Genomic DNA, 23,453 nt, shown 5'->3' on the forward strand with positions numbered 1-23,453 from the left:
ACTTCGTCCAACTACTTGATATTCAAGAAGTTTTCCGTTTCGTCTGCGCCGGAAGTGGGGCGAATTATAGACAGATCCTCAGGGCCGTCAACCCCCTAGTTCATTAAATTGTCATATCGGTCAGGAACAGCAATAAAAGCAGGGATTACACCGCGCAGCGAGCCCCCATATATATAGCAATGACAGCAAAGGAACGCGAAACGGGAAAGCCTCACAACTCACCCTCCCGCGTAGAGATGCATATTGCCCAGGACGCTCAGGCCTCCCCGCCCACAACCAGCTTCACCTAAAGCAAAGCTATAGCTGCTAACCTTGCCCCAATCTGCCCCAATCAGTCGACTTGACTGAGCGCCTCACCCACTGCATCGAACATGCGGTCCAGATCCTGCGGCTTGCTGTTGAAAGTCGGGCCGAACTGCAAAGTGTCGCCGCCGAAGCGTACGTAGAAACCGGCTTTCCAGAGTTTCATCGCAGCCTCAAATGGGCGCACGATGGCATCGCCGTCACGGGGAGCAATCTGAATCGCACCGGCCAGACCATAGTTTCGGATGTCGATGACGTTCTTGCTGCCCTTCAATCCGTGCAGCGAGCTTTCAAAGTGCGGAGACGTTTCCGCTACCTGTTGCACCAGATTCTCACGTTGCAAAAGGTCGAGCGCGGCGAGACCAGCGGCACATGCCACCGGATGGGCTGAATAGGTGTAACCGTGAGGGAATTCCACTGCGTACTCAGGCGTCGCCTGATTCATGAACGTGTGATAGATCTCGCTGCTGGCAATCACCGCACCCATAGGGATCGCGCCATTGGTGACTTGCTTGGCGATGCACATAAGGTCCGGGGTTACACCAAAACTGTCAGCGCCGAACATAGAGCCTGTGCGGCCAAAGCCAGTAATGACTTCATCGAAGATCAAAAGGATGTTGTGCTGATCGCAGATCTCGCGCAGCCGTTTCAGATAGCCCTGTGGCGGCACGATCACACCAGCAGAACCGGCCATCGGCTCGACAATCACCGCGGCGATGTTTGACGCATCGTGCAGCTCGATCAGCTTGAGCATCTCGTCCGCCAAGGCAATGCCACCCTGCTCAGGCATGCCGCGCGAATAAGCATTACTGGCCAACAGCGTATGCGGTAGGTGATCGACATCCATCAACTGACCGAACATTTTCCTGTTGCCGTTAACCCCGCCCAGGCTGGTGCCAGCGATGTTTACGCCGTGATAGCCCCGAGCGCGGCCAATCATCTTGGTCTTGGACGCCTGCCCTTTCAAACGCCAGTAGGCGCGGACCATCTTGACGGCAGTATCAGCGCACTCGGAACCTGAGTCGGTGAAGAACACATGGTTGAGATTGCCTGGTGTCAGATCAGTGATTTTCTCAGCCAGTTGGAACGACAGCGGATGACCGAATTGAAAACCTGGTGAGTAGTCCAGTGTCCCCAACTGACGTGACACCGCTTCCTGGATTTCTTTACGCGTATGTCCCGCGCCGCAAGTCCACAAACCGGACAAGCCGTCGTAGATTTGCCGGCCCTTGTCGTCTGTCAGGTAACTGCCCGAAGCCGCAACGATCAGTCTCGGATCGCGATGGAAATTGCGGTTTGCGGTGTAGGGCATCCAGTGGGCATCGAGCTTCAACTGGCTGGCCAGGGACATGTCAGACGTTTCGGGCATATTCATTAGATTGGACCTCACAGGTGTGTGGGTAGGCTGTCTTTCAAGATGCAAAAGCAGGGCCGGGTTGCAGCTAAACTGCCACGGGCATAAAGTCTGAAAAATCCTGCTTTTACGATCTTTAGTTAGGTGATGACTAAACTATGAGTGCCCGCCGTCCCGACCCTCTGGCGCAAGTCAGTGATTTCGACATCCGCCTGCTGCGCATCTTTCGCAGCGTTGTTGAGTCTGGAGGTTTCTCGGCCGCCGAAAGCTCATTGGGTATAGGCCGTTCGGCCATCAGTCAGCAAATGAGCGACCTGGAGCAAAGGTTGGGATTGCGCCTGTGTCAGCGAGGGCGTGCCGGGTTTTCTCTGACAGAAGAAGGTCGTGAGGTCTACCACTCGGCTCTGCAACTGCTCAGTGCTCTAGAGAGCTTTCGTACAGAGGTGAACGGGCTGCACCAGCATTTGCGCGGCGAGCTGAACATCGGTCTGACTGACAATCTCGTCACCCTCCCCCACATGCGCATCACACATGCTCTGTCCCAATTAAAAGAACGCGGGCCGGACGTGCACATTAATATCCGCATGATCGCGCCCAACGAGGTCGAGCAAGGCGTGCTCGACGGGCGGCTGCATGTCGGCGTGGTGCCACAGGCCAATGCGTTGTCAGGGCTTGAGTATCAACCGCTCTATAGCGAGCGATCGTTGCTGTATTGCGCGGTAGGACATCCGCTTTTTTTTGTGGACGATACGCAACTGGACGACGAGCGCTTGGCAGACCAGGAAGCCATAGCGCCCACCTTCCGCTTGCCTACCGACATTCAGGCTCATTACCAAACGCTTAAATGCACAGCCAGCGCTTCGGATCGTGAGGGGATGGCGTTTTTGATTTTGACCGGTCGCTACATCGGCTATCTGCCGGATCACTACGCGACGACTTGGGTGCAGCAGGGGCGACTGCGCGCGCTAAAACCCAGAGACCGCTTTTATGACCTGAGCCTGGTAACCGTAACCCGCAAAGGTCGTCGCCCTCATTTGGTGCTCGAGAGCTTTTTGGAAACGCTGGCTGCGACGAGATGAGGCCTTTTTACTCTGTGCAGCGCTTGCGGCTAACTCAGGAGTTCGGCAGAAAAAATTTTAATTGCATGATTTAAATTAGAAAAACCCTAACGGGAATGCAACAACCTGATCAGTTGGACAGCTTTTTGCAGAGCTGACCTCGGATCCCCCTCGCTGAATCATCGTGCTACTTGCCCAAAGCAGCATGACCGACAGTCAGGGGGATCCGGCTCACTCCAAAAACCGAGAGTCCAGCATGCAACCCGATCCTTCCAGCAACAGCGAACTGATTTACGGCCTCAACGATCGCCCCAAACCATTACCCGCCACACTGGCCGCCATTCAGCACGTGCTTGCGGCGTTCGTTGGCATCATTACGCCCCCGCTGATTATCGGCTCAACGCTCGGGCTTACTGATTACTTGCCGTACCTGATCAGCATGGCCTTGATGGTTTCAGGTGTAGGAACCTTCATCCAGGCCCGCAGGCCGTTCGGCATTGGCGCTGGAATGATTTGTCTGCAGGGCACCAGCTTTGCGTTCTTGGGCGCGGTCTTGTCGGCCGGCTTTATGGTCAAGCAGCGCGGCGGCAGCCCGGAAGACATCATGGCGATGATTTTCGGTGTGTGTTTTTTCGGCGCCGCCGTGCAGATCGTCCTCAGCCGTTTTATCGGACAATTGCGCCGGATCATCACGCCATTGGTGACCGGTATCGTCATTACCCTCATCGGTGTGAGCCTGATCAAAGTCGGAGTGACCGACCTGGGCGGCGGATTTAACGCGCCGGACTTCGGCGAACCTATCAATCTTGCCCTTGGGGCCCTCGTGCTGGTTGTCATCATCCTGCTCAACCGCTCGACTGCGCCCTGGATTCGCCTTTCGGCAATCATCATCGGGCTGGCAGTGGGCTGCCTGGCTGCCTGGTTCAGCGGAAAACTAGTGCCGCAGTCGATCGCCCACGTTGCGCTGATCAGCATTCCTGCACCATTCAAGTTTGGTTTCGCCTTCGACTGGACCGCTTTCCTGCCTGTAGCGCTTATTTATCTGATCAGCAGTATCGAAACCGTGGGCGACCTTACTGCCAACTGCATGCTGTCCCGTGAGCCAATCAAAGGCCCCGGCTACATCGCCAGACTTAAAGGCGGCATTCTCGGCGACGGGGTCAGTTGCATGATCGCCGCCACGTTCAGCGCGTTTCCCAACACCACATTCGCCCAGAACAACGGGGTGATCCAGTTGACCGGCGTTGCCAGTCGCTACGTCGGCCTTTACATCGGCGTAATCCTGTTCATGCTTGGTCTGTTTCCAGTTATCGGCGCGATCCTGCAACAGATCCCCAAACCTGTACTGGGCGGCGCGACACTGGTGATGTTTGGCAGTGTCGCGGCGGCGGGCGTACGAATTCTGGCGCAGTCGCCGCTGGACCGCCGGAGCATGCTGATCATCGCTACCTCGTTCGGCGTAGGGCTGGGAATTGCGGCGCAACCTGCCCTGCTGCATCACCTGCCAAAGCTGGTCCAGAACCTTTTTGATTCGGCCATCACCAGCGGCGGCCTTACCGCCATCGTCATGTGCCTGCTGTTGCCGGAAGCCAAACAGGCCGCGCCTAAACAAAAGCATGAGATCGAGGCGTTAGAGCGCTAATTTTCCACCGCGAACGCTTGTCGGATCGTCGCGGGTGCGTTATCTGTTCACACCGTCGCACCCAATGATCCCTTGGAATCGCACATGACCCTTGAAGTCCCTGCACACAATCCCGGCGCCACGAAGCCTGCGAGCCGCATTCGTCAGAAAAACGAAGAAGCGATCATGAAAGCGGCCGAAGACGAATTTGCGCGTCACGGTTTCAAAGGCACCAGCATGAATACCATCGCGCAGAACGCCGGGTTGCCGAAGGCGAATTTGCACTATTACTTCACCAACAAGCTGGGCCTTTATATCGCGGTGCTGAGTAACATCATTGAGTTGTGGGATAGCACGTTCAACAACCTCAAGGCCGAGGACGATCCCGCTCTGGCGCTGACTCATTACATACGCGCCAAGATGGAGTTCTCTCGCCGACAACCGCAGGCGTCACGCATCTTCGCGATGGAAATCATCAGCGGCGGCGAGTGTTTGAACGAGTATTTCAGTCAGGATTACCGCACCTGGTTTCAGGGACGTGCCGGTGTGTTTCAGGCCTGGATCGACGCGGGAAAGATGGACCCGGTCGACCCCGTTCACCTGATCTTCCTGCTGTGGGGCAGCACCCAGCATTACGCCGACTTCGCCACCCAGATCTGCCAGGTCACAGGCCGCACACGCCTGACCAAGCAGGACATGGAAGCGGCGGGCGACAATCTGATTCGCATCATTCTCAAGGGTTGTGGCCTCACGCCTCCTACGCTTTGAATGCTCGAAACCTCGTGCCGTCAGTTGGAATTTTTTAATGCCTTTTACCCTTGTCGGCCCTTGTGAATGGCGTGAAGACATTCGCAAGAGCTGCTTCATCACCCTCGCCGCGCCAATCAATACGCCGGCTGACGCGCAAACCTTCATCGAGCAAAACAGCGACCTCAATGCCACGCACAATTGCTGGGCGTGGAAGCTGGGGGCTCAATACCGCAGCACTGACGACGGCGAGCCCGGCGGTACCGCAGGGCGACCGATTCTAGCGGCGATAGACGCTCAGGACTTTGATCAAGTGGTGGTGCTGGTCATTCGCTGGTACGGCGGCATTCAACTGGGCACCGGAGGCTTGGCCCGCGCTTACGGAGGGGGTGCCAATAAATGCCTGCAACAGGCAGAGCGTCTGCCACTGATCCATCGCGTGATGGTGCAGTTTGACTGCAGCTTCAGCGAACTGGCTGTGGTGAAAGTAAGACTGGCCGACATCAACGCGTTGATTCAGGAAGAGACCTTCACCGCCAACGGTGTGGAGCTGTCCGTTGCCATCGGCCCGGAACACTTCGACGCGCTGCAAAAGCAGCTTGCCGACATCAGCCGCGGCCGCATCATGCTGCATCGCGACCCTGTCCAATAAGGTCATCACTCAACTGTCACACTTGCCCACATCTACTGTGCATCCGCCTGTGGACAAGCTGAGCACATCCGTCTGCGGCCCCTGTTTTATATGGCTTTGAGACAGCTGATCAAATTTTGATCAAACATCTTATCCACTGCTTAAAAATGTCGAAAAACAGTGAGTTAGCGCGCCTTATCGCGACTCGATACTAGCGATTCTGTGGTTATGCCCATTCATTGAGCTTTCGCACATAAACGGTGGATCAACCTGTGGATAACCCGTGCAATCCTGCCTGTGGGGCTTGGGATATCTCGCCCGGTGAAGGTTGGTTGTTTTTTGTACAGCGTCAGCGGGTCATATTAAGTCGTCCTGAATCCAAAGTGCCCTGAACTGGTGCCTTGACCATACGGCTGCGCACTTGTAGGAGCGAATTCATGCGCGAGAAATACTGCGGCAACACGCCTGAGTGTTGAAATACCGACGTCTGGCAAATGAATTCGCTTCTACAGGGGCCAACCCTGGGTAGCGATCGGTGGAAATGTGGAAAACCTGACCGCCTGGCCAGGAAATTGCTAAGTGATCAGGCGATCCAATTCCAACTCGAGACATTCATGTCCAGTCCAACGGCCAATAAACGTCTGCACTTGCGTCACATCACCAAACGCTACCCCGGCTGCGTTGCCAACGACGCTATCGATCTGATGATTGAACCCGGCGAAATTCACGCCTTATTAGGTGAAAACGGCGCCGGCAAAAGCACATTGATGAAGATCATCTACGGCGTCGTGCAGCCGGACGCAGGTCAGATCATTTGGCAGGGCGAGCCAATGACCATGCGCAATCCCGCTCAGGCACGGACGCTGGGCATCGGCATGGTGTTCCAGCACTTCTCGCTGTTCGAAACCCTCACGGTCGCGCAGAACATTGCCCTGGCTTTGGGGGCAGCAGCGGGCACGCCAAAGCAGCTTGAGCCGAGAATTCGCGAGGTCTCCCAGCGCTACGGGATGGCCGTAGAACCACACCGACTGGTGCACAGCCTGTCCATTGGCGAACGGCAGAAGGTCGAAATCATTCGCTGCCTGATGCAGGACATTCGCTTGTTGATCCTCGACGAGCCCACCTCGGTGCTGACGCCGCAGGAGGCAGAAGATCTGTTCGTGACCCTGAGAAGGCTCGCGGCAGAAGGCTGCAGCATTCTATTCATCAGCCACAAACTGGGCGAAGTCCGTGCGCTATGTCACAGGGCTACCGTGCTGCGGGGAGGCAAAGTTTCCGGGCACTGCATCCCTTCACAATGCAGCGACCTGGAACTGGCGCGGCTGATGGTGGGTGATGCCGAGGGGCTGGTGGCGCAGTACCCCAAGGCCGAAGGCGGCGCGGCGTTTCTACGCGTCGAACAATTGGCCTGGCGCAATCCCGACCCCTTTGGCAGCTCACTCAAAGACATCAATCTTGCGGTGCGCAGCGGTGAGATCGTCGGCATCGCAGGTGTCGCGGGCAACGGCCAGGACGAGTTGTTGGCCCTGCTCAGCGGCGAACAAACCCTGAACAAGATCGAATCTTCGCGCATACGTTTCCGCGAACTGAATGTGGGCCATCTGCGCCCGGATGCTCGCCGCCGGCAAGGTCTGGCGTTTGTCCCGGCGGAACGGCTGGGCCACGGCGCCGTGCCAGAAATGAGCCTGGCCGATAACGCGCTGCTCACCGCGTTTCAGCAAGGGTTGGTCAGCAAAGGGCTTATCCACCGAGGCAAAGTGCAGGCCTTGGCTGAAGCGATTATTGAACGCTTCGCCGTGAAAACGCCGAATGCGCAAACACCCGCCCGCAGCCTGTCGGGAGGCAATCTGCAGAAATTCATTCTCGGTCGAGAAATCCTGCAGGCGCCGAAGTTGCTGGTCGCGGCACACCCGACCTGGGGCGTAGACGTGGGCGCCGCGGCAGCGATTCATCGTGCGCTCATCGCCTTGCGCGACGCGGGCGCAGCCATTTTGGTGATTTCCGAAGACCTCGATGAACTGTTCCAGATCAGCGATCGGCTGGGCGCCTTGTGCAGCGGCGAACTTTCACCGCTGGCACCCACCGCAAGCGTCACCCAGGCGCAAGTCGGCGGCTGGATGGCTGGGCAGTTCGAGGGCGCATCCGCCCGATCCTTTCAACCTGACGCGTCGTGACACGACTGACGGAGATTCCGATGCTGCTTTCCCTGGAACCGCGCGGGCAACAATCGCGCCCCATGTTGTGGTTTTCCCCTTTGCTGGCTGCTGCACTGACGTTGATCTGCGGCTCGCTGCTGTTTTTGCTGCTGGGTCTGGACCCGCTGCTGACGCTGCACACGCTGCTAATCGCACCGGTCAGTGATCTCTATGGCGTTTCGGAGTTACTGGTCAAAACCCTGCCGATCCTGCTGTGCGCGCTAGGCCTTGCCGTGGTGTATCAAGCGCGCATCTGGAACATCGGCGCCGAAGGGCAATTGCTGATGGGCGCGCTGGCGGGAAGTGCCGTGGCGGTCAACATCATAGACATAGAAAGCCGCTGGGCACTGGCGCTGATTCTGCTCACCGGAGTGTTGGCAGGGGCTGCGTGGGCTGGCCTGACCGCTTGGTTGCGCACTCATTTCAACGCCAACGAAATCCTCACCAGCATCATGCTCAATTACATCGCGCTGAACCTGCTGCTGTATTTCGTACACGGCCCGCTGAAAGATCCTGCTGGCATGAACTTCCCAGAGTCCGCGATGTTTGGCGACGCAAGCCGTTTGCCGCTGTTGATGGAAGACGGCCGGGCGCACGCGGGGGTGTATTTCGCGCTGCTGGCGCTGGTCGCGGTCTGGGTACTGCTGCAACGCAGCTTTGTGGGATTCCAAATCAAGGTGCTTGGCCTGGACAAACGGGCAGCCGGCTTCGTCGGGTTTCGCGAGAAACGTCTGGTCTGGCTGGCCTTGCTGATCAGCGGCGGCCTTGCGGGTTTGGCAGGTGTGTGCGAAGTCACTGGTCCCATTGGCCAACTGGTTCCGCAGGTGTCGCCCGGGTACGGCTACGCAGCAATCACGGTGGCGTTTCTTGGCCGCCTCAACCCCATCGGTATTTTGTTTTCCAGCCTGTTGATGGCGCTTCTTTATCTGGGCGGCGAGAGCGCGCAAATGACGCTCAATCTTCCACAGGCCATCACGCAGTTATTCCAGGGAATGATGCTGTTCTTCCTGCTGGCCTGCGATGTGCTGATCCTCTACCGGCCGCGCCTCAAGGTGCGCTGGTCTCGCCGCCAAGCGGCACCAATCGCCGGAGCCGTGTGATGGATATCGATCTGTTGAGCAATATTTTCTTCGCCACGGTGCGCTGCGGTACGCCGTTGTTGTTGGTGGCGCTGGGCGAGTTGATCTGCGAAAAAAGCGGCGTCCTCAACCTTGGGCAGGAAGGCATGATGCTGTTTGGCGCGGTGATCGGGTTCATCGTCGCGCTGAGCACCGGCAATTTGTGGCTGGGCGTACTGCTGGCGATGCTCGCGGGCATGCTGTTGTCATCGCTGTTCGCTCTGGTTGCGCTGGTGTTCAATGCCAATCAAGTGGCAACCGGGCTGGCGCTGACGATATTCGGCGTCGGACTTTCCAGCTTTATCGGCGCAGCCTGGGTCGGGAAGCCGCTGCAAGGTTTCGAACCGCTGGCGATTCCGTATTTGAGCGATATCCCGCTGATCGGTCGGATGCTCTTTGCTCAGGACATTTTGGTGTATCTGTCCTTCGCGCTGTTCGCTTTGGTTGCGTGGACGCTTCTGAAAAGTCGTGTCGGTTTGATCATTCAGGCTGTAGGAGAAAACCCTGACGCCGCCAGTGCGATGGGGTTGCCAGTGCTGCGGGTGCGAACAATGGCCGTGTTGTTTGGCGGGGCGATGGCGGGGCTGGCTGGCGCGTATCTGTCGCTGGCCTACACGCCAATGTGGGCCGAGAACATGAGCGCCGGACGCGGCTGGATCGCCTTGGCGCTGGTAGTGTTTGCCAGTTGGCGAGTATGGCGACTATTGCTAGGCGCTTACCTGTTCGGATTCGCCAGCATTGTGTATCTGGTAGCGCAAGGGATTGGCCTGGCGATCCCGTCCAACTTGCTCGCCATGCTGCCGTATGTCGCAACCATCGTGGTTTTGGTGATGCTCTCACGCAATGCTCTGCGTACGCGCTTGTATGCGCCGGTTTCGCTGGGGCAGCCTTGGCAGGCCGGCCACTGATTCCGAGTTTGCGAATGTCCAGCGGGAGGGAGCTTGCTCGCGGAGGGCCGCCACATTCGTTACATTGTGTCGCTCGTATTGGCGCAATCGCGAGCAAGCTCCTTTTCACAGCCTCTTCATAAAGTCGACGACCGTTGCGCAGGCAGATCAAATTCCTGCCGACGCGCGCGGTCCACTTTTCTGGAAGCTGCATTTCGTTTTCTGCACAGGAGTTACCCTTCATGCCTGCCAACAAAACTGCCCTGATCATTGGCGCGTCCCGAGGTTTGGGTCTGGGCTTGGTGCAACGCTTGACCGAGCAAGGCTGGAACGTCATCGCCACCGTCCGTGATCAACACAAAGCCGAAGAGCTGAAAAAAGTCCCCGGCGTGCGCATCGAGACGCTAGACATCGATGAGCAATCCTCGCTGGAAGTGCTTTCCCTTAATTTGAAAGATCAGACCTTCGATCTGCTGTTCGTGAACGCTGGCGTCATGGGCGCAGCCCACCAGAGCGCGGCGAAATCCACCGCCGCCGAGTTGGGCCAGCTGTTTCTGACCAACGCCGTCGCACCGATTCGTCTGGCCGAGCGCTTCGTCGGTCAGATATCTGAAACCGGCACCATCGCCTTTATGAGCTCTGTGCTGGGCAGCGTCGCCATCCCGGATGCGCCGGAAATGGCGCTGTACAAGGCCAGCAAAGCTGCGCTGAACTCGATGACCCATAGCTTTTTCACGCAACTGGGCGATAGCAAAATCACCGTGCTGTCGATGCATCCGGGCTGGGTCAGAACCGCGATGGGCGGCGAAGGCGCTGATATCGACGTTGAAACCAGCACCAGCGGACTGGTGGAACAGCTGGGCGCCTATGCCGGCAAAGGCGGGCATCACTTCATCAACTATCGTGGCGAGACGATTGCCTGGTAATACCTGAAGCAGTCGCCTGATCTGTAGGAGCCAACTTGTTGGCGAGAGGGTTTGTACGCCGGCAGGCCCCCTCGCGAACAAGTTCGCCCCTACAGAGCTCTCGTTTGAGTTGATTAGCCGATAAACGATATCTAAACTCCCATCCTCGCCCGGCGTCACTCGAAGCCGCAGCGACCCTGGATCAGCAGACAGGGCAACACTGAGCTGGCGAACCTGAACCCATTTTTCAGAGGAGCCGGCCAATGCCTGCGATCCGTATCTGGTTAAAAAACCCGCTTGCTGTTTTCACCGCCAATGACCTCGACGCCCGAGGCGGACTGGTCATCGAGGGCGGCATCATCACTGAGCTGCTGGCCAGCGGCGAGCAACCTTCGCAGCCCTGCGATCAAATCTTCGATGCCCGCGAGCATGTGCTGCTGCCGGGGCTGATCAACACCCACCATCACTTCTACCAAACCCTGACCCGCGCCTGGGGGCCGGTGGTGAATCAGCCCTTGTTCCCGTGGTTGAAAACCCTGTACCCGGTCTGGGCGCGCTTGACCCCGGAAAAGCTCGCGCTCGCCAGTAAAGTCGCGCTCACCGAACTGTTGTTGTCGGGTTGCACCACCGCTGCCGATCATCACTATCTGTTCCCGGACGGGCTGGAAAACGCCATCGATGTTCAGGTGCAAAGCGTGCGCGAGTTGGGCATGCGCGCGATGCTAACGCGGGGTTCGATGAGTCTGGGCGAGGACGACGGGGGCTTGCCGCCGCAACAAACAGTGCAGCAGGGCGAGGTCATTCTGGAGGACAGTCAGCGCCTGATCAGCACGTATCACGAGCGTGGCGACGGCGCGCAAATCCAGATCGCCCTGGCGCCCTGCTCGCCATTCTCGGTCACACCGCAGATCATGAAAGAGAGCGCCGCGCTGGCCGAAAAACTCGACGTCCGCCTGCACACACACCTGGCCGAAACCCTCGACGAGGAGGATTTTTGTCTGCAGCGTTTCGGCCTGCGCACTGTGGACTATCTGGACAGCGTCGGTTGGCTCGGACCGCGCACCTGGCTGGCCCATGGCATTCACTTCAACCCCGATGAAATCGCCCGACTGGGGCAAGCCGGCACCGGCGTGTGTCATTGCCCGAGTTCGAACATGCGTCTGGCTTCAGGGATCTGCCCGACGCTGGACCTGATCGCGGCGGGCGCGCCGATTGGGCTGGGCGTCGACGGCTCGGCCTCCAACGATGCATCGAACATGATGCTGGAAACCAAACAGGCGCTGTATCTGCAGCGACTGCGCTATGGCGCTGAAAAGATTACGCCTGAGTTGGTTTTGGGATGGGCGACCAAGGGTTCGGCGACATTGCTGGGCCGCAGTGATATTGGCGAACTGGCTGTTGGCAAGCAGGCGGATCTGGCGCTGTTCAAGCTGGATGAACTGAGGTTTTCAGGCAGCCATGATCCGGTGTCGGCTTTGTTGCTGTGCGGTGCAGACCGCGCAGATCGGGTGATGATCGGCGGTCAGTGGCGGGTCATCGACGGGCAGGTTGAAGGGTTGGATGTGCAGGGATTGATTGCTGATCATCGGCAGGCGGCGAAGGAGTTGATCAGCGGTTGACACACCTGGATCGATAACCCGTGGGAGCGGACCTGTCCGCGAATACAATCTGACTGGCAAAGATATCTGTCGAGCTTGCCGGCCTCTTCGCGGACAGGTCCGCTCCCACGAATCAGTACGATGCCTACAGCCCCAGACAAGATAACATAATGAACGTCGCGAACAGCACGAAGTGGGTCATGCCCTCTATCGCGTTGGTTTCGCCGTCGTTCAGGTTGATCGCGCTGACCAGCAAGGTAATGAAGATCATCACCGTCTGCACTGGAGTCATCGCCATTTGAAACGGCTGGCCAGTGTACAGCGCCATGGCTTCCATTACCGGTACGGTCAGGATCACTGTGGACAACGAAGCGCCCAATGCGATGTTGACCACCGATTGCATACGGTTGGCCAGGGCTGCGCGCAATGCCGTGAGAATCTCCGGCGCCGCTGAAATCGCTGCCACCAGAATTGCCGTCATCACGGGCGGCGCCCCACTTCCTTCCAGCCCCAGGTCGACGGTCTTCGACATCACCTCGGCCAGCGCGCCAATCACCACCACGCCGAACACCAGAATGCCGATGGACAGCGTGAGGTTGACCGGCTTGGCCTCTTGCTCTGGCTGGTCCTTGCGGCGCTTCTTGTCGGGGTAGCTGTAGCTGAAAAAGTAACTGTGCGGGCCGACCTGCATGCGCAGGAACAGCGTATACAGCACAACCATCGCGCCAATGGTGAACGCCGAATAGATCTTCCAGTCACCTTCGGGAATGAACTCCGGCACCACCATCGACACGCCCATGGCGGTCAGGATCATGACGCTGTAGGTTCGCGCCGAATCATCGTTGTAGGACTGTTCGCCATGCTTGAGCCCGCCCATCAGCGCGGCCAGGCCCAGAATGCCGTTGATGTCGAGCATCACGGCTGAGTAAATCGTGTCCCGCACCAGCGTTGGCGAAGGCTCGTTGTTCATCATGATCGCCAGGATCACCACTTCAACCAGCACCGCCGAAAGGGTGAGGATCATGGTGCCGTAGGGGTCGCCGACTTTTTCCGCCAGCATCTCGGCATGGTGTGCTACGCGCATCGACGCACACACGATGAAACCAACCAGCACGATGCCTGAGATCAGTGCGACGGCGTGGCCGTGGCTGAGGAATTGATGTTCGAAGCCATACGCGAAAAACGTCGCGATGAGGGCCAACAGGAGAAACTTTTCTTGCTTGAGAATCGCGCCCATTGTTGCTTTACCTTTGCCACAAAAGCCGCGGCGTCCATGAGTTGATCGAGGTCCGAGCGCTTGAGAGTGCGGTTTGTGTCCAAAGGTTTCAAGGCAAAGGGCAATAAGCGGCCGTCTGCACCAGTTCGCGTCGATATGTCGCAGCTGCGCACCGTCGCGGGCCGCGTTCGTAGCAAGCAACCGGCCCGTGAGGGGCTCAAATCCTCAGTCACACGCTTACTTGTCTAACTGGTCAGCTTTTTGCATTGATCGCCTAGCCCGCCCAGACGGCCTGGCCAACAAGACCCAAGGAGCTTGACCTGCATGCTTTCCACTCTCCACTCACGTCGTCCGCTGAAAAAATTACTGTGTGCCATGGCCGCTGTCGTTGGTCTGGGTTCCAGCCTGATGGCGATCGCAGCGGATCCGCTGAAAGTCGGCTTCGTTTATATCGGCCCGATCGGCGATCACGGCTGGACCTATCAGCATGAGCAAGGCCGCAAGGCGATGGCTGATGCACTCGGCGACAAAGTGACGACCAGTTTCGTGGAGAACGTGCCTGAAGGTGCCGACGCCGAGCGAGTCATCCGCAACATGGCCAAGGGCGGTTATGACCTGATCTTCACTACCTCGTTCGGCTACATGAACCCTACGCTGAAAGTCGCCAAGCAATTCCCGAAAGTGACGTTCGAACACGCGACCGGATACAAGCAGGACAAGAACATGGGCACCTACCTGGCCCGCACCTACGAAGGCCGTTATGTGGGCGGGTTCCTGGCAGCGAAGATGACCAAGACCAAGAAGATCGGCTACGTGGCGTCGTTCCCGATCCCGGAAGTGCTGCGCGACATCAACGCTATTCAACTGGCGCTGGACAAATACAACCCCGGCACTGAAATCAAAGTGGTGTGGGTTAACTCCTGGTTCGATCCGGGCAAAGAGGCTGATGCCGCAAACGCGCTGATCGATCAGGGCGCTGACGTGATCTTCCAGCACACCGACAGCCCGGCGCCGATCCAGGCGGCCGAGCGTCGCGGGGTCTATGCCGTGGGTTATGCCTCGGACATGGCGCACTTCGGGCCAAAGGCCGTGCTGACCTCCATCGTCAACAATTGGGGCCCGCACTACACTCAAGCGACCCAGGCCGTGCTTGATGGCACCTGGAAATCCCAGGATTACTGGGGTGGCTTGAAGGAAGGCACGGTGCAGTTGCCGATCAGCGATGTGGTGCCCGCGCAGGTGAAAACCGAAGCAGAGAAGATCATTGCTGACATTGAAAGCGGCGCCTTTCACCCTTTCACCGGGCCGATCAAGGACCAGACCGGCGCCGTGAAAATTCCGGCGGGCAGCATCGCGACCAATGCAGAACTGGCGTCAATGAATTATTACGTGGAAGGGATCAAGGCGGATTTGCCGAAGTAACCCCTGCAGGATCGGACCATTGTAGGAGCGCGCTTGCCCGCGATAGCGGTGTTTCAGACGACATCAATGTTTCTGGAATAACGCCATCGCGGGCAAGCGCGCTCCTACGCAGACCACCACGGAGCCCTCATGAACCCGCTTCCCATCATCGACATCTCCCCGCTTTACGCGAGCGACGACCAGGCTTGGCATGAAGTCGCCCGGCAAATCGACAGTGCCTGCCGCGAGTGGGGATTTTTCTACATCACTGGTCACCCCATCAGCGCGCAACGCATCGAACAGGTCATTGGTGCGGCCCAGCAATTTTTCGCACTGCCAAGTGCAGACAAACTGAAGATAGACATCACTCAAAGCCAGCACCATCGCGGTTACGGCGCCATCGCCACCGAACAGCTGGACCCTGCCCTGCCCAGCGATCTGAAAGAAACCTTCGACATGGGCCTGCATTTACCGGCGGACCACCCGGACGTGCTCGCAGGCAAACCGCTTCGTGGGCCCAATCGCCACCCAGACCTGCCAGGCTGGGAGGTGCTCATGGAGCAGCATTACAAAGATATGCAGGCCTTGGCCCTGGCGTTGCTGCGAGCCATGACGCCGGCGCTGGGCACCGACCTCGACTTTTTCGATCAGCGCTTCAAGCAACCCGTGAGCGTGCTGCGCATGATTCATTACCCACCGCGCCACACTGCCACCAGCGAACAACAGCAAGGCGCTGGCGCCCATACCGATTACGGCTGCATCACCCTGCTTTACCAGGATGTAGCGGGCGGCCTGCAGGTTCGCGACGTGCGCGGGCAGTGGGTCGACGCCCCGCCGATTGCCGACACGTTCGTGGTCAATTTGGGAGACATGATGGCGCGCTGGAGCAATGATCGGTACGTGTCGACGCCGCATCGGGTCGTCAGCCCGCTGGGGGTGGACCGTTACTCCATGCCGTTTTTTGCAGAACCCCATCCCGACACGCGTATTGAGTGTCTGCCAGGTTGCGCCGACGCGGAGCATCCACCGCTCTATCCGGTCACCACCTGCGCTGAATTTCTGCTGTCACGCTTTGCCGACACCTACGCCTATCGACGCGAACTGGAACCACCTCTGTAGGAGCGAACTTGTTCGCGAGCGTTGATTCGTGACACCGCCCATAAATGGCTCGCCAACACGTTGGCTCCCCCAGCGTTCAGCAGCGAATGAACCTTCTGGTCAGGTTTTGCCCAGCCAGCGGACATGACTCTGTAGAATGCCGACCATTGCACCTGATGAGAAAAGCACATGTACGATTGGTTGAACGCCCTGCCCAAGGCAGAACTGCACTTGCATCTGGAGGGTTCGCTGGAGCCCGAACTGCTGTTCGCACTTGCCGAACGCAACAAGATCGCCCTGCCCTGGAACGACGTCGAAGCCCTGCGTGGCGCCTACGCTTTCAATAATCTGCAGGAGTTTCTGGACCTCTATTACCAGGGCGCAGACGTGCTGCGCACCGAGCAGGATTTCTACGATCTGACCTGGGCGTACCTTGAGCGCTGCAAGGCGCAGAATGTGATTCACACCGAACCGTTCTTCGACCCTCAGACCCACACAGATCGCGGCATCCCTTTTGAAGTCGTGCTCAACGGCATCGCTGGCGCTCTGAAAGACGGTCAGCAGAAACTGGGGATCAGCAGCGGCCTGATCTTGAGTTTTCTGCGCCACCTGAGCGAAGACGAAGCTGAAAAAACCCTCGACCTGGCCCTGCCGTTTCGCGATGCCTTCGTGGCCGTAGGGCTCGACAGCTCGGAAATGGGCCACCCGCCGAGCAAGTTCAAACGCGTCTTTGATCGTGCGCGGGGTGAAGGCTTTTTAACGGTTGCTCATGCTGGCGAAGAAGGCCCGCCCGAGTACATCTGGGAAGCGCTGGATCTGCTGAAAATTCAGCGAATCGACCACGGCGTTCGCGCTATTGAAGATGAACGTCTGATGCAACGGATCATTGACGAGCAGATCCCGCTGACGGTGTGCCCACTGTCCAACACCAAGCTCTGCGTGTTCGACGATATGGCCCAGCACAACATTCTCGACATGCTCGAGCGCGGCGTGAAGGTCACGGTGAATTCCGATGACCCCGCGTATTTCGGCGGTTATGTGACGGAAAACTTCTACGCCCTGCACACCCATCTCGGCATGACTCAGGATCAGGCAAAACGCTTGGCCCAGAACAGCCTGGACGCGAGATTGATCAAACCCTGATCAGGACAACCTTCGCCAGCGACCGGCTCGTATCGGGCGCATAAAAAAGGGGCAGCTTTTGAGCTGCCCCTTTCATTCTCCCGGCGGCGAAGAAATCAGGTCAGGCGGCCGATGCGATTTTGTTGATCTCTCGCTGACCGTCCGAAGACACCTGCAACGTGCTGGATTCCTCCGTCGGACGCAACCAGCCCAGTTGCATGAACAGTTGCAGCAGACCTGCGCCCAATGCGCCTCCCAGATGCGGATTCTGCTCGACGCAGTCGGCGCAGGCACAGGCTGTTTCGCGCTGACTGTGCGCCAGCGCCGTCACAAAAATCCCGCGCTCGGCAAATTTGGATATGCCCACGCTGGTCACCTCCAACCGCTGCTCCGAATGCTCAATCCACCCCGCTCCCAGCATGCGGTTGTACAAGTCTGTACCCATTTCGCCGCCCAGGTGATCGGCGCAGATACGTGCGCGACGCAGCGCCATGACGGGCAACGGCGCAGGAGCGCTGCGACTGATCACCTGAGCGCTCACCATCGACGCACTGGCCAAGGCCTCAACCGCAGCACCCACCTGCGGTGCTGCCAGTCTGAAAAAGCGCTTTCGACCTCGTGCTTCCTGCTTGAGCAGACCGCCCGAGGCCAGCCGCGCCAGATGCGCACCCGCCGAGGATGTTGAAAGTCCGACCAGCAGCGCCAATTCATCCGCTGACCGAGAAGTCCCGTCCATCATCGCCCACATCATTGCGCTGCGCTTGGGGTCAGCCAACAGCGCGGCTATGTGGCTAATGCAAGGTGCGTTTTCCATGTGTTAACTCCCTGTTGAAACAATCGTCTATAGCGATGACATAGTGACATCGATTTGCCAGCGGCCAAGACGCTAAGCCGCCAAAAGCAAAGCCGTAATTAACATGCCAGCCTTTTTCATATACCCACTACATCGCGTCTAACAACGTACGTAATCGATCCAGTTCAGCATTATCAAATTTGCTGATTGAGATCAGTAAATGAGCACATGATGTCCGGCTGGCAAGCTCCCTACAGATTGCCTGCCATAACCCTTACAGCCCCATGTACGCACTTTTAATGCGACACACTTGGGGCATCAGTATAAGCGTTGCGTGCAGGATAGAAATTGGACCAATGCCGGCAAAGGCAGAGCAGCGGCATCCGACAGGCAGAACCCGGCACAACGTTGGCAAGACGTCGCAGATAAGATTTATCGGGTTTTCGCCTTGAAAGCCGCTCCATTTCGAGCCTGCCCTGAAATTGAATAACAGCAGGTAATTTAGCTCGAGGTAATTGCCTACAACGATTGCTCCAGGTTCCTTCATGAAAAACAGCTTTATCAAATTTCACACACAGCATCAAACTCGGTACGGACGCTTTCAATTGGCGCAGCCACAGACCTAACTTGTAAGACATATCCGCGACACAAGTAGTCCAAGCCTGCAAACTTGGAGTCGAATTCGTCTGATACATGAACAATGAAAAGTTCGCTCACACATCAATATCAGACGATTCCAATAGCTGCTATTGGAGAACACCGCCGCATTCCCCTCAAAACATCTATCTCATTCAGACTCGCACATCGGTGCGCACTGTCACCCCATCGCGCATTTTTTGCAGGCGACGAGTGAACACGGCCAGTGCCACAGCGAGCACACCACAGAGGCTGATGACCGTTGCCATTGGCACCGCAGTGCCGTCGTGCAGCACGCCGACCAATGCTGCTGCGCCTGCGGCCACGCTGAATTGCAGACAGCCCAGCAACGCCGAAGCACTCCCCGCGCGCTGCCCTTGCCCGGTCATTGCGCAGGCAGACGAGTTAGGAATGATGAAACCCAGACTGGCGATGTAGACGAACAGCGGCACCAGCAACGGCCATAGTTTTGCCGTGTGCATGTTGGCAATCAGCAGCATCACCAGCGCCGCCGCCAGGTACACCCAGACGGCCCGCGACAGCAGCCATGCCGGCCCATAACGACCGACCATCCGGGCGTTCACCTGGGCGGTCAAAATAAAGCCTGCGGCGTTGATCCCGAACAGCCAGCCATAGTGCTCCGCGGGCACGCCATAAAGCTTGATAAAGACGAAAGGGGAACCTGCGATGTAGGCGAACATCCCGGCTATAGCGATGCCGCCAGTCAATGCATGACCCAGAAATACGCGATCTCCCAGCAGCCGCCGATACTGCGTGAATGCGCCGGAGAGCGGCTGACGCGGATGATTGGCAGCCATGCTTTCCGGCAGCCCCAAAGCGACGGCCAACGAGCTGAGCGCGCTGAATACTGTCAACACCAGGAAGATCGACTGCCAGCCATATACGTTGACCAACAGGCCGCCGAGCATCGGCGCGAGAATCGGCGCCAGGCCCATGACAAGCATCAGCTGTGAGAAGACTTTGGCCGACTCCACCGGATTGCATTTGTCACTGACAATTGCCCGCGACAACACCATCCCGGCACACCCGCCCAACGCCTGGATGAAGCGCGCGCCGATCAGCCACTCAAGGCTTGGGGCGAACGCACAGGCGAGCGACGCCACGGTGAACAATCCGACGCCAAACAACAGAGGAATACGCCGACCGAACCGATCTGCCACCGGCCCATATGCCAATTGCCCGATGCTCAACCCCAGAAAATAGGAGGCAAGGGTGAGCTGCACATGTTTTTCATCGGTGCCGAATGCCAACGCGATGGCTGGGAATCCGGGTAAATAAAAGTCGATGGCCAAAGGGCCAAAGGCGCTGAGCGCGCCAAGAATCAAAATGGTTCTGAGGTTCATCCGGCTTCCAAAGCTGTTCAAGCAGACTGGCTAGTCTAACGCCCTTGAATGATCGCAGGCCGTCTAGAGGAAAATTACTAAAATTTTTTTCAGAACGCTCTGCCGTTGGGCGTAATGGCTGAACTAAACGCGCTGTACCGAGCATCGGTTAATGCATTTCTCACCGCGTATTCACGAGTAACTCACAAATCCGCTTCTAGACTTTCCTTAACTATTGAGGGATAGCAAATGAACGCGCGCTGGGTTGTGCTGTGGTGTGTGGTAGTGATTGCCGGCTGTCAGTCTTCTCATGACCAATTATTGGCTGAAGGTTATCCCCCCGCCTTTGCTGATGGATTTCAGGACGGCTGCGGGAGCGGCCGGCAGGCTGTCGATGTGATGAAGGGGCAATTCAAAAAGAACGTGCCGCGCTATTTGAAGGATTCGTTGTACGCCCAAGGGTGGGGTGACGGGTTCCGGCAATGCCAAGCCATGCTGGAAAATCAGAACAGTCAGGATCAGGGCCGCGCCAGTATCTGGAACGACCGCGACCGGGACTGGGACCATCAGACGACCCAAGATATGGGACGCGCTTATCGCTCTAAGTGACATTGGTCATCAGGCTGTCAAAAGTTGCGGCTGAACATCCAGCGAAACTATTACGGCCCAAGCGTGGCCCAACTTTCATGACCTTAACATGGGAGAACGTCATGAGCAGGGCTTTTGTCAACGAAGACAACGCTGCCGCGCAGGCCGATCAACCGGTCGAGCGCCAAGTCAGCGAGCAAACCAATTACGTTACTGCCAGTGGTCTGGCGCAGCTGCAGGTCCATGTGGCATCGCTGCAAGCGCAGCACAGCGAACAATCTGCGCTGGGCGAACAGGCGGATAAACAGCGGCAGGCGGATATCGAGCGTGATCTGCGCTATTTCAATCAACGGCTGCAAAGCGCGCAAGTAGTTACGCCAGCCGTGTCCACGGAAAAAATCCAGATCGGCAGCTGGGTAACGTTTGCCGACGAAGATGATCAGCAACAGCGTGTCCAACTGGTGGGCGAAGATCAGGCCGATGCCGGCAGTGGCTTGATCAACTGGGCCTCCCCCTTGGGACGAGCGTTGCTCGGCGCGCAGACAGGGGATGAAGTGAACTGGAAACGCCCGGCGGGTGATCAGGTGATTGAAGTCGTCGCCATTGAGGCGGATGTTTGATAGATGACTGCGCCGACCTCGCCGGAGCGAACCTGTCCGCGAAGAGGCCGGTTCCTTCAACCGAGAACTGACCAATCACAATCATCGCCAGAGCAGACGCATTCGCGGACAGGTCCGCTCCCACGGGATTCGCGTCCGGCGTGGTCGTGAGAAAACTTTGATGTCGCCCACAAAAAAACGGAGCCCGAAGGCTCCGTTTTTCATGACACCGCTGTAATCACGCCAGTTTCTTGTGACGCACGCGGTGCGGCTGGGCTGCAGCTTCACCCAAACGTTTTTTACGATCAGCTTCGTACTCGGTGTAGTTGCCTTCGAAGAAGATCGCTTGCGAATCGTCTTCGTAGGCCAGGATGTGAGTCGCCACACGGTCAAGGAACCATCGATCGTGAGAGATCACAATGGCAGCGCCCGGGAAGTCCAGCAGCGCTTCTTCCAGCGAACGCAGGGTTTCAACGTCAAGGTCGTTGGACGGTTCGTCGAGCAGCAACACATTGCCGCCCTCTTTGAGCGTCAACGCCAAGTGCAGACGACCACGTTCACCACCGGACAGATCCTTCACGAACTTCTGCTGATCGCCGCCCTTGAAGTTGAAGCGGCCCACGTAAGTGCGCGACGGAATCTCGTAGTTGCCGATCTTGATCTGATCAGAACCGTCGGAAATCTGTGCGAACACCGTCTTGCTGCCGTCCAGATCGTCGCGGCTTTGATCGACACATGCCAGTTGTACGGTTTCACCGATTTCGATGCTGCCCGAATCCGGCGCTTCCTTGCCCATCAGCATGCGGAACAGCGTGGACTTACCAGCACCGTTACCGCCGATAACCCCAACGATCGCGCCTTTGGGCATGGAGAACGACAGGTTGTCGATCAACACGCGATCGCCATAGCCTTTTGAAACGTTCTTGAATTCGATGACCTTGTCGCCCAGACGCGGGCCGGCCGGGATGTAGATCTCGTTGGTCTCGCTGCGCTTCTGGAATTCCTGCGATTGCAGTTCTTCGAAGCGTTGCAGACGGGCCTTGGATTTGGATTGCCGGGCTTTGGCGCCTTTGCGCACCCACTCCAGCTCTTCTTTCATGGCCTTTTCGTGGGCCGACTGCTGCTTGGATTCGGCAGCCAGACGGTCGGATTTAGCTTCGAGCCAGCCCGAGTAGTTACCTTCGTAAGGAATGCCCGCGCCGCGGTCGAGTTCCAGAATCCAGCCCGCCACGTTGTCCAGGAAGTAACGGTCGTGCGTGATCGCGACGACAGTACCCGAGAAATCATGAAGGAAGTGCTCCAGCCAGGCGACAGAATCGGCGTCCAGGTGGTTGGTGGGTTCGTCGAGCAACAGCATGTCCGGCGCCGACAGCAGCAAACGGCACAGCGCGACACGACGCTTTTCACCACCGGAGAGGTGTTCGATCTTGGCGTCCCACGCTGGCAGACGCAGCGCATCGGCGGCGACTTCCAGTTGGCGCTCAAGGTTGTGGCCGTCGCTGGCCTGCAAGATAGATTCGAGCTTGGCCTGTTCGGCGGCCAACTTGTCAAAGTCGGCGTCCGGCTCGGCATAGGCGGCGTAGACTTCGTCCAGACGCGCCTGGGCATCCTTGATTACGCTGACGGCTTCTTCGACCACATCGCGTACGGTCTTGGTCGGATCCAGCTGTGGTTCCTGAGGCAGGTAACCGATGTTGAGCTCCGGCATCGGGCGCGCTTCGCCATCAAACTCGGTATCGACACCGGCCATGATTTTCAACAGCGTGGATTTACCCGAACCGTTGAGCCCGAGAACGCCGATCTTGGCGCCGGGGAAGAACGACAGCGAGATGTTTTTCAGGATTTCCCGCTTCGGCGGAACAACTTTGCTCAGCCGATGCATGGTAAAGACGTATTGAGCCATGAAGTAAAAACCTAGCGTATGAGACTGTGAATAAGGCCGCGAGCTTGAGGTTGCGTCGCAGATTTGTCGCAGCTTTGCCTCAAGTGCGGCATTTATTTTTCGACCGACACTTGCCGTCTGGCTATTCCGGGCCTTGAATTGAACAGGCTGGTCCGCAATAGCGGCGCGTACACTCAAGTGCGATGAGTAAGCTGGAGCAAAGCTTGCAAGCGTGGGATCACGTTTGCAGAAGTCGGACACGCTGCGCGTCGGGCAAAGCTACCCGAATGCGCTCGACAGGGCAAACCGTAAGGCCCAATGGGGCTGGCAGTTCGCCACAAGGCAAGGCATGCTAGCC

The 23,453-nt window shown here is 57.8% G+C and carries 19 protein-coding genes; 14 read left to right on the plus strand and 5 right to left on the minus strand.

Annotated features, from left to right (window positions below):
- Positions 1-331: 331 nt before the first annotated feature.
- Positions 332-1,678 (minus strand): omega-aminotransferase AptA, encoded by a 1,347-nt coding sequence (aptA, locus tag ACWKWM_RS17455; protein WP_483847343.1) that lies wholly within the window; start codon positions 1,676-1,678, stop codon positions 332-334.
- Between the two features lie 137 nt (positions 1,679-1,815).
- Here aptA and ACWKWM_RS17460 point away from each other — a divergent pair, with 137 nt between their 5' ends.
- From ACWKWM_RS17460 to ACWKWM_RS17500, 9 genes are all read left to right on the plus strand, one after another.
- On the plus strand, positions 1,816-2,736 hold the full coding sequence (locus tag ACWKWM_RS17460; protein ID WP_483847344.1) for a LysR family transcriptional regulator: 921 nt from the start codon (positions 1,816-1,818) through the stop codon (positions 2,734-2,736).
- Between the two features lie 235 nt (positions 2,737-2,971).
- The gene (locus ACWKWM_RS17465) at positions 2,972-4,357 is read left to right on the plus strand and encodes a uracil-xanthine permease family protein (RefSeq protein WP_483847345.1); all 1,386 of its coding nucleotides are present in this window, start codon (positions 2,972-2,974) and stop codon (positions 4,355-4,357) included.
- A gap of 84 nt (positions 4,358-4,441) precedes the next feature.
- A complete protein-coding gene (locus ACWKWM_RS17470) occupies positions 4,442-5,104 on the plus strand; it encodes a TetR/AcrR family transcriptional regulator (RefSeq protein WP_483847346.1) in 663 nt (220 codons plus the stop codon).
- Between the two features lie 37 nt (positions 5,105-5,141).
- The gene (locus tag ACWKWM_RS17475; RefSeq protein WP_483847347.1) at positions 5,142-5,735 is read left to right on the plus strand and encodes an IMPACT family protein; all 594 of its coding nucleotides are present in this window, start codon (positions 5,142-5,144) and stop codon (positions 5,733-5,735) included.
- Between the two features lie 593 nt (positions 5,736-6,328).
- Positions 6,329-7,888 carry an ABC transporter ATP-binding protein gene (locus ACWKWM_RS17480; RefSeq protein ID WP_483847348.1) on the plus strand — a complete coding sequence of 520 codons (1,560 nt, stop codon included), beginning with the start codon at positions 6,329-6,331 and terminating at the stop codon, positions 7,886-7,888.
- 20 nt (positions 7,889-7,908) lie between these two features.
- Positions 7,909-9,009: an ABC transporter permease gene (locus tag ACWKWM_RS17485; protein ID WP_483847349.1), complete on the plus strand. Its 1,101-nt coding sequence runs from the start codon at positions 7,909-7,911 to the stop codon at positions 9,007-9,009.
- Positions 9,009-9,935: an ABC transporter permease gene (locus tag ACWKWM_RS17490; protein WP_483847350.1), complete on the plus strand. Its 927-nt coding sequence runs from the start codon at positions 9,009-9,011 to the stop codon at positions 9,933-9,935. The genes ACWKWM_RS17485 and ACWKWM_RS17490 overlap by 1 nt, the downstream gene beginning before the upstream one ends.
- Positions 9,936-10,156: 221 nt before the next feature.
- The gene (locus ACWKWM_RS17495; protein ID WP_483847351.1) at positions 10,157-10,840 is read left to right on the plus strand and encodes an SDR family oxidoreductase; all 684 of its coding nucleotides are present in this window, start codon (positions 10,157-10,159) and stop codon (positions 10,838-10,840) included.
- 242 nt (positions 10,841-11,082) lie between these two features.
- Positions 11,083-12,438, plus strand: a complete 1,356-nt coding sequence (locus tag ACWKWM_RS17500) for an 8-oxoguanine deaminase (protein ID WP_483847352.1) — start codon at positions 11,083-11,085, stop codon at positions 12,436-12,438.
- Between the two features lie 124 nt (positions 12,439-12,562).
- Here ACWKWM_RS17500 and ACWKWM_RS17505 read toward each other — a convergent pair whose 3' ends face one another.
- Positions 12,563-13,654 (minus strand): calcium:cation antiporter, encoded by a 1,092-nt coding sequence (locus ACWKWM_RS17505; RefSeq protein ID WP_483847353.1) that lies wholly within the window; start codon positions 13,652-13,654, stop codon positions 12,563-12,565.
- A gap of 303 nt (positions 13,655-13,957) precedes the next feature.
- Between ACWKWM_RS17505 and ACWKWM_RS17510 the strand changes: the two genes are divergently transcribed.
- From ACWKWM_RS17510 to ACWKWM_RS17520, 3 genes are all read left to right on the plus strand, one after another.
- Positions 13,958-15,055: a BMP family ABC transporter substrate-binding protein gene (locus ACWKWM_RS17510; RefSeq protein WP_483847354.1), complete on the plus strand. Its 1,098-nt coding sequence runs from the start codon at positions 13,958-13,960 to the stop codon at positions 15,053-15,055.
- A gap of 129 nt (positions 15,056-15,184) precedes the next feature.
- The gene (locus ACWKWM_RS17515; RefSeq protein ID WP_483847355.1) at positions 15,185-16,153 is read left to right on the plus strand and encodes a 2-oxoglutarate and iron-dependent oxygenase domain-containing protein; all 969 of its coding nucleotides are present in this window, start codon (positions 15,185-15,187) and stop codon (positions 16,151-16,153) included.
- A 168-nt stretch (positions 16,154-16,321) separates the two neighbouring features.
- A complete protein-coding gene (locus ACWKWM_RS17520; protein ID WP_483847356.1) occupies positions 16,322-17,275 on the plus strand; it encodes an adenosine deaminase in 954 nt (317 codons plus the stop codon).
- A gap of 100 nt (positions 17,276-17,375) precedes the next feature.
- Here ACWKWM_RS17520 and ACWKWM_RS17525 read toward each other — a convergent pair whose 3' ends face one another.
- Complete coding sequence (locus ACWKWM_RS17525; RefSeq protein ID WP_483847357.1) at positions 17,376-18,068, minus strand: ArsR/SmtB family transcription factor; 693 nt, start codon at positions 18,066-18,068, stop codon at positions 17,376-17,378.
- Positions 18,069-18,838: 770 nt separating this feature from the next.
- Positions 18,839-20,047, minus strand: a complete 1,209-nt coding sequence (locus ACWKWM_RS17530; RefSeq protein WP_483847358.1) for a multidrug effflux MFS transporter — start codon at positions 20,045-20,047, stop codon at positions 18,839-18,841.
- 228 nt (positions 20,048-20,275) lie between these two features.
- On the opposite strand from ACWKWM_RS17530, the gene ACWKWM_RS17535 reads away from it, so the two are divergent.
- The gene (locus tag ACWKWM_RS17535) at positions 20,276-20,635 is read left to right on the plus strand and encodes a hypothetical protein (protein WP_483847359.1); all 360 of its coding nucleotides are present in this window, start codon (positions 20,276-20,278) and stop codon (positions 20,633-20,635) included.
- A gap of 101 nt (positions 20,636-20,736) precedes the next feature.
- Positions 20,737-21,234: a GreA/GreB family elongation factor gene (locus tag ACWKWM_RS17540; RefSeq protein WP_483847360.1), complete on the plus strand. Its 498-nt coding sequence runs from the start codon at positions 20,737-20,739 to the stop codon at positions 21,232-21,234.
- Positions 21,235-21,451: 217 nt separating this feature from the next.
- Here ACWKWM_RS17540 and ettA read toward each other — a convergent pair whose 3' ends face one another.
- On the minus strand, positions 21,452-23,116 hold the full coding sequence (ettA, locus tag ACWKWM_RS17545) for an energy-dependent translational throttle protein EttA (protein ID WP_483847361.1): 1,665 nt from the start codon (positions 23,114-23,116) through the stop codon (positions 21,452-21,454).
- Positions 23,117-23,453 lie beyond the last annotated feature (337 nt).

Source organism: Pseudomonas rosaeacicularis (assembly GCF_057128745.1).

Excerpts from the sequence above, each read along its gene's own strand:
- ACWKWM_RS17495 (WP_483847351.1), top strand. The coding sequence starts at position 10,157 with ATGCCTGCCAACAAAACTGCCCTGATCATTGGCGCGTCCCGAGGTTTG.
- ACWKWM_RS17460 (WP_483847344.1), top strand. The coding sequence starts at position 1,816 with ATGAGTGCCCGCCGTCCCGACCCTCTGGCGCAAGTCAGTGATTTCGAC.
- ACWKWM_RS17465 (WP_483847345.1), top strand. The coding sequence starts at position 2,972 with ATGCAACCCGATCCTTCCAGCAACAGCGAACTGATTTACGGCCTCAAC.
- ACWKWM_RS17530 (WP_483847358.1), bottom strand. The coding sequence starts at position 20,047 with ATGAACCTCAGAACCATTTTGATTCTTGGCGCGCTCAGCGCCTTTGGC.
- ACWKWM_RS17515 (WP_483847355.1), top strand. The coding sequence starts at position 15,185 with ATGAACCCGCTTCCCATCATCGACATCTCCCCGCTTTACGCGAGCGAC.
- ettA (WP_483847361.1), bottom strand. The coding sequence starts at position 23,116 with ATGGCTCAATACGTCTTTACCATGCATCGGCTGAGCAAAGTTGTTCCG.
- ACWKWM_RS17505 (WP_483847353.1), bottom strand. The coding sequence starts at position 13,654 with ATGGGCGCGATTCTCAAGCAAGAAAAGTTTCTCCTGTTGGCCCTCATC.
- ACWKWM_RS17480 (WP_483847348.1), top strand. The coding sequence starts at position 6,329 with ATGTCCAGTCCAACGGCCAATAAACGTCTGCACTTGCGTCACATCACC.
- ACWKWM_RS17490 (WP_483847350.1), top strand. The coding sequence starts at position 9,009 with ATGGATATCGATCTGTTGAGCAATATTTTCTTCGCCACGGTGCGCTGC.
- ACWKWM_RS17500 (WP_483847352.1), top strand. The coding sequence starts at position 11,083 with ATGCCTGCGATCCGTATCTGGTTAAAAAACCCGCTTGCTGTTTTCACC.
- aptA (WP_483847343.1), bottom strand. The coding sequence starts at position 1,678 with ATGAATATGCCCGAAACGTCTGACATGTCCCTGGCCAGCCAGTTGAAG.
- ACWKWM_RS17510 (WP_483847354.1), top strand. The coding sequence starts at position 13,958 with ATGCTTTCCACTCTCCACTCACGTCGTCCGCTGAAAAAATTACTGTGT.
- ACWKWM_RS17525 (WP_483847357.1), bottom strand. The coding sequence starts at position 18,068 with ATGGAAAACGCACCTTGCATTAGCCACATAGCCGCGCTGTTGGCTGAC.
- ACWKWM_RS17535 (WP_483847359.1), top strand. The coding sequence starts at position 20,276 with ATGAACGCGCGCTGGGTTGTGCTGTGGTGTGTGGTAGTGATTGCCGGC.
- ACWKWM_RS17520 (WP_483847356.1), top strand. The coding sequence starts at position 16,322 with ATGTACGATTGGTTGAACGCCCTGCCCAAGGCAGAACTGCACTTGCAT.
- ACWKWM_RS17540 (WP_483847360.1), top strand. The coding sequence starts at position 20,737 with ATGAGCAGGGCTTTTGTCAACGAAGACAACGCTGCCGCGCAGGCCGAT.
- ACWKWM_RS17475 (WP_483847347.1), top strand. The coding sequence starts at position 5,142 with ATGCCTTTTACCCTTGTCGGCCCTTGTGAATGGCGTGAAGACATTCGC.
- ACWKWM_RS17485 (WP_483847349.1), top strand. The coding sequence starts at position 7,909 with ATGCTGCTTTCCCTGGAACCGCGCGGGCAACAATCGCGCCCCATGTTG.
- ACWKWM_RS17470 (WP_483847346.1), top strand. The coding sequence starts at position 4,442 with ATGACCCTTGAAGTCCCTGCACACAATCCCGGCGCCACGAAGCCTGCG.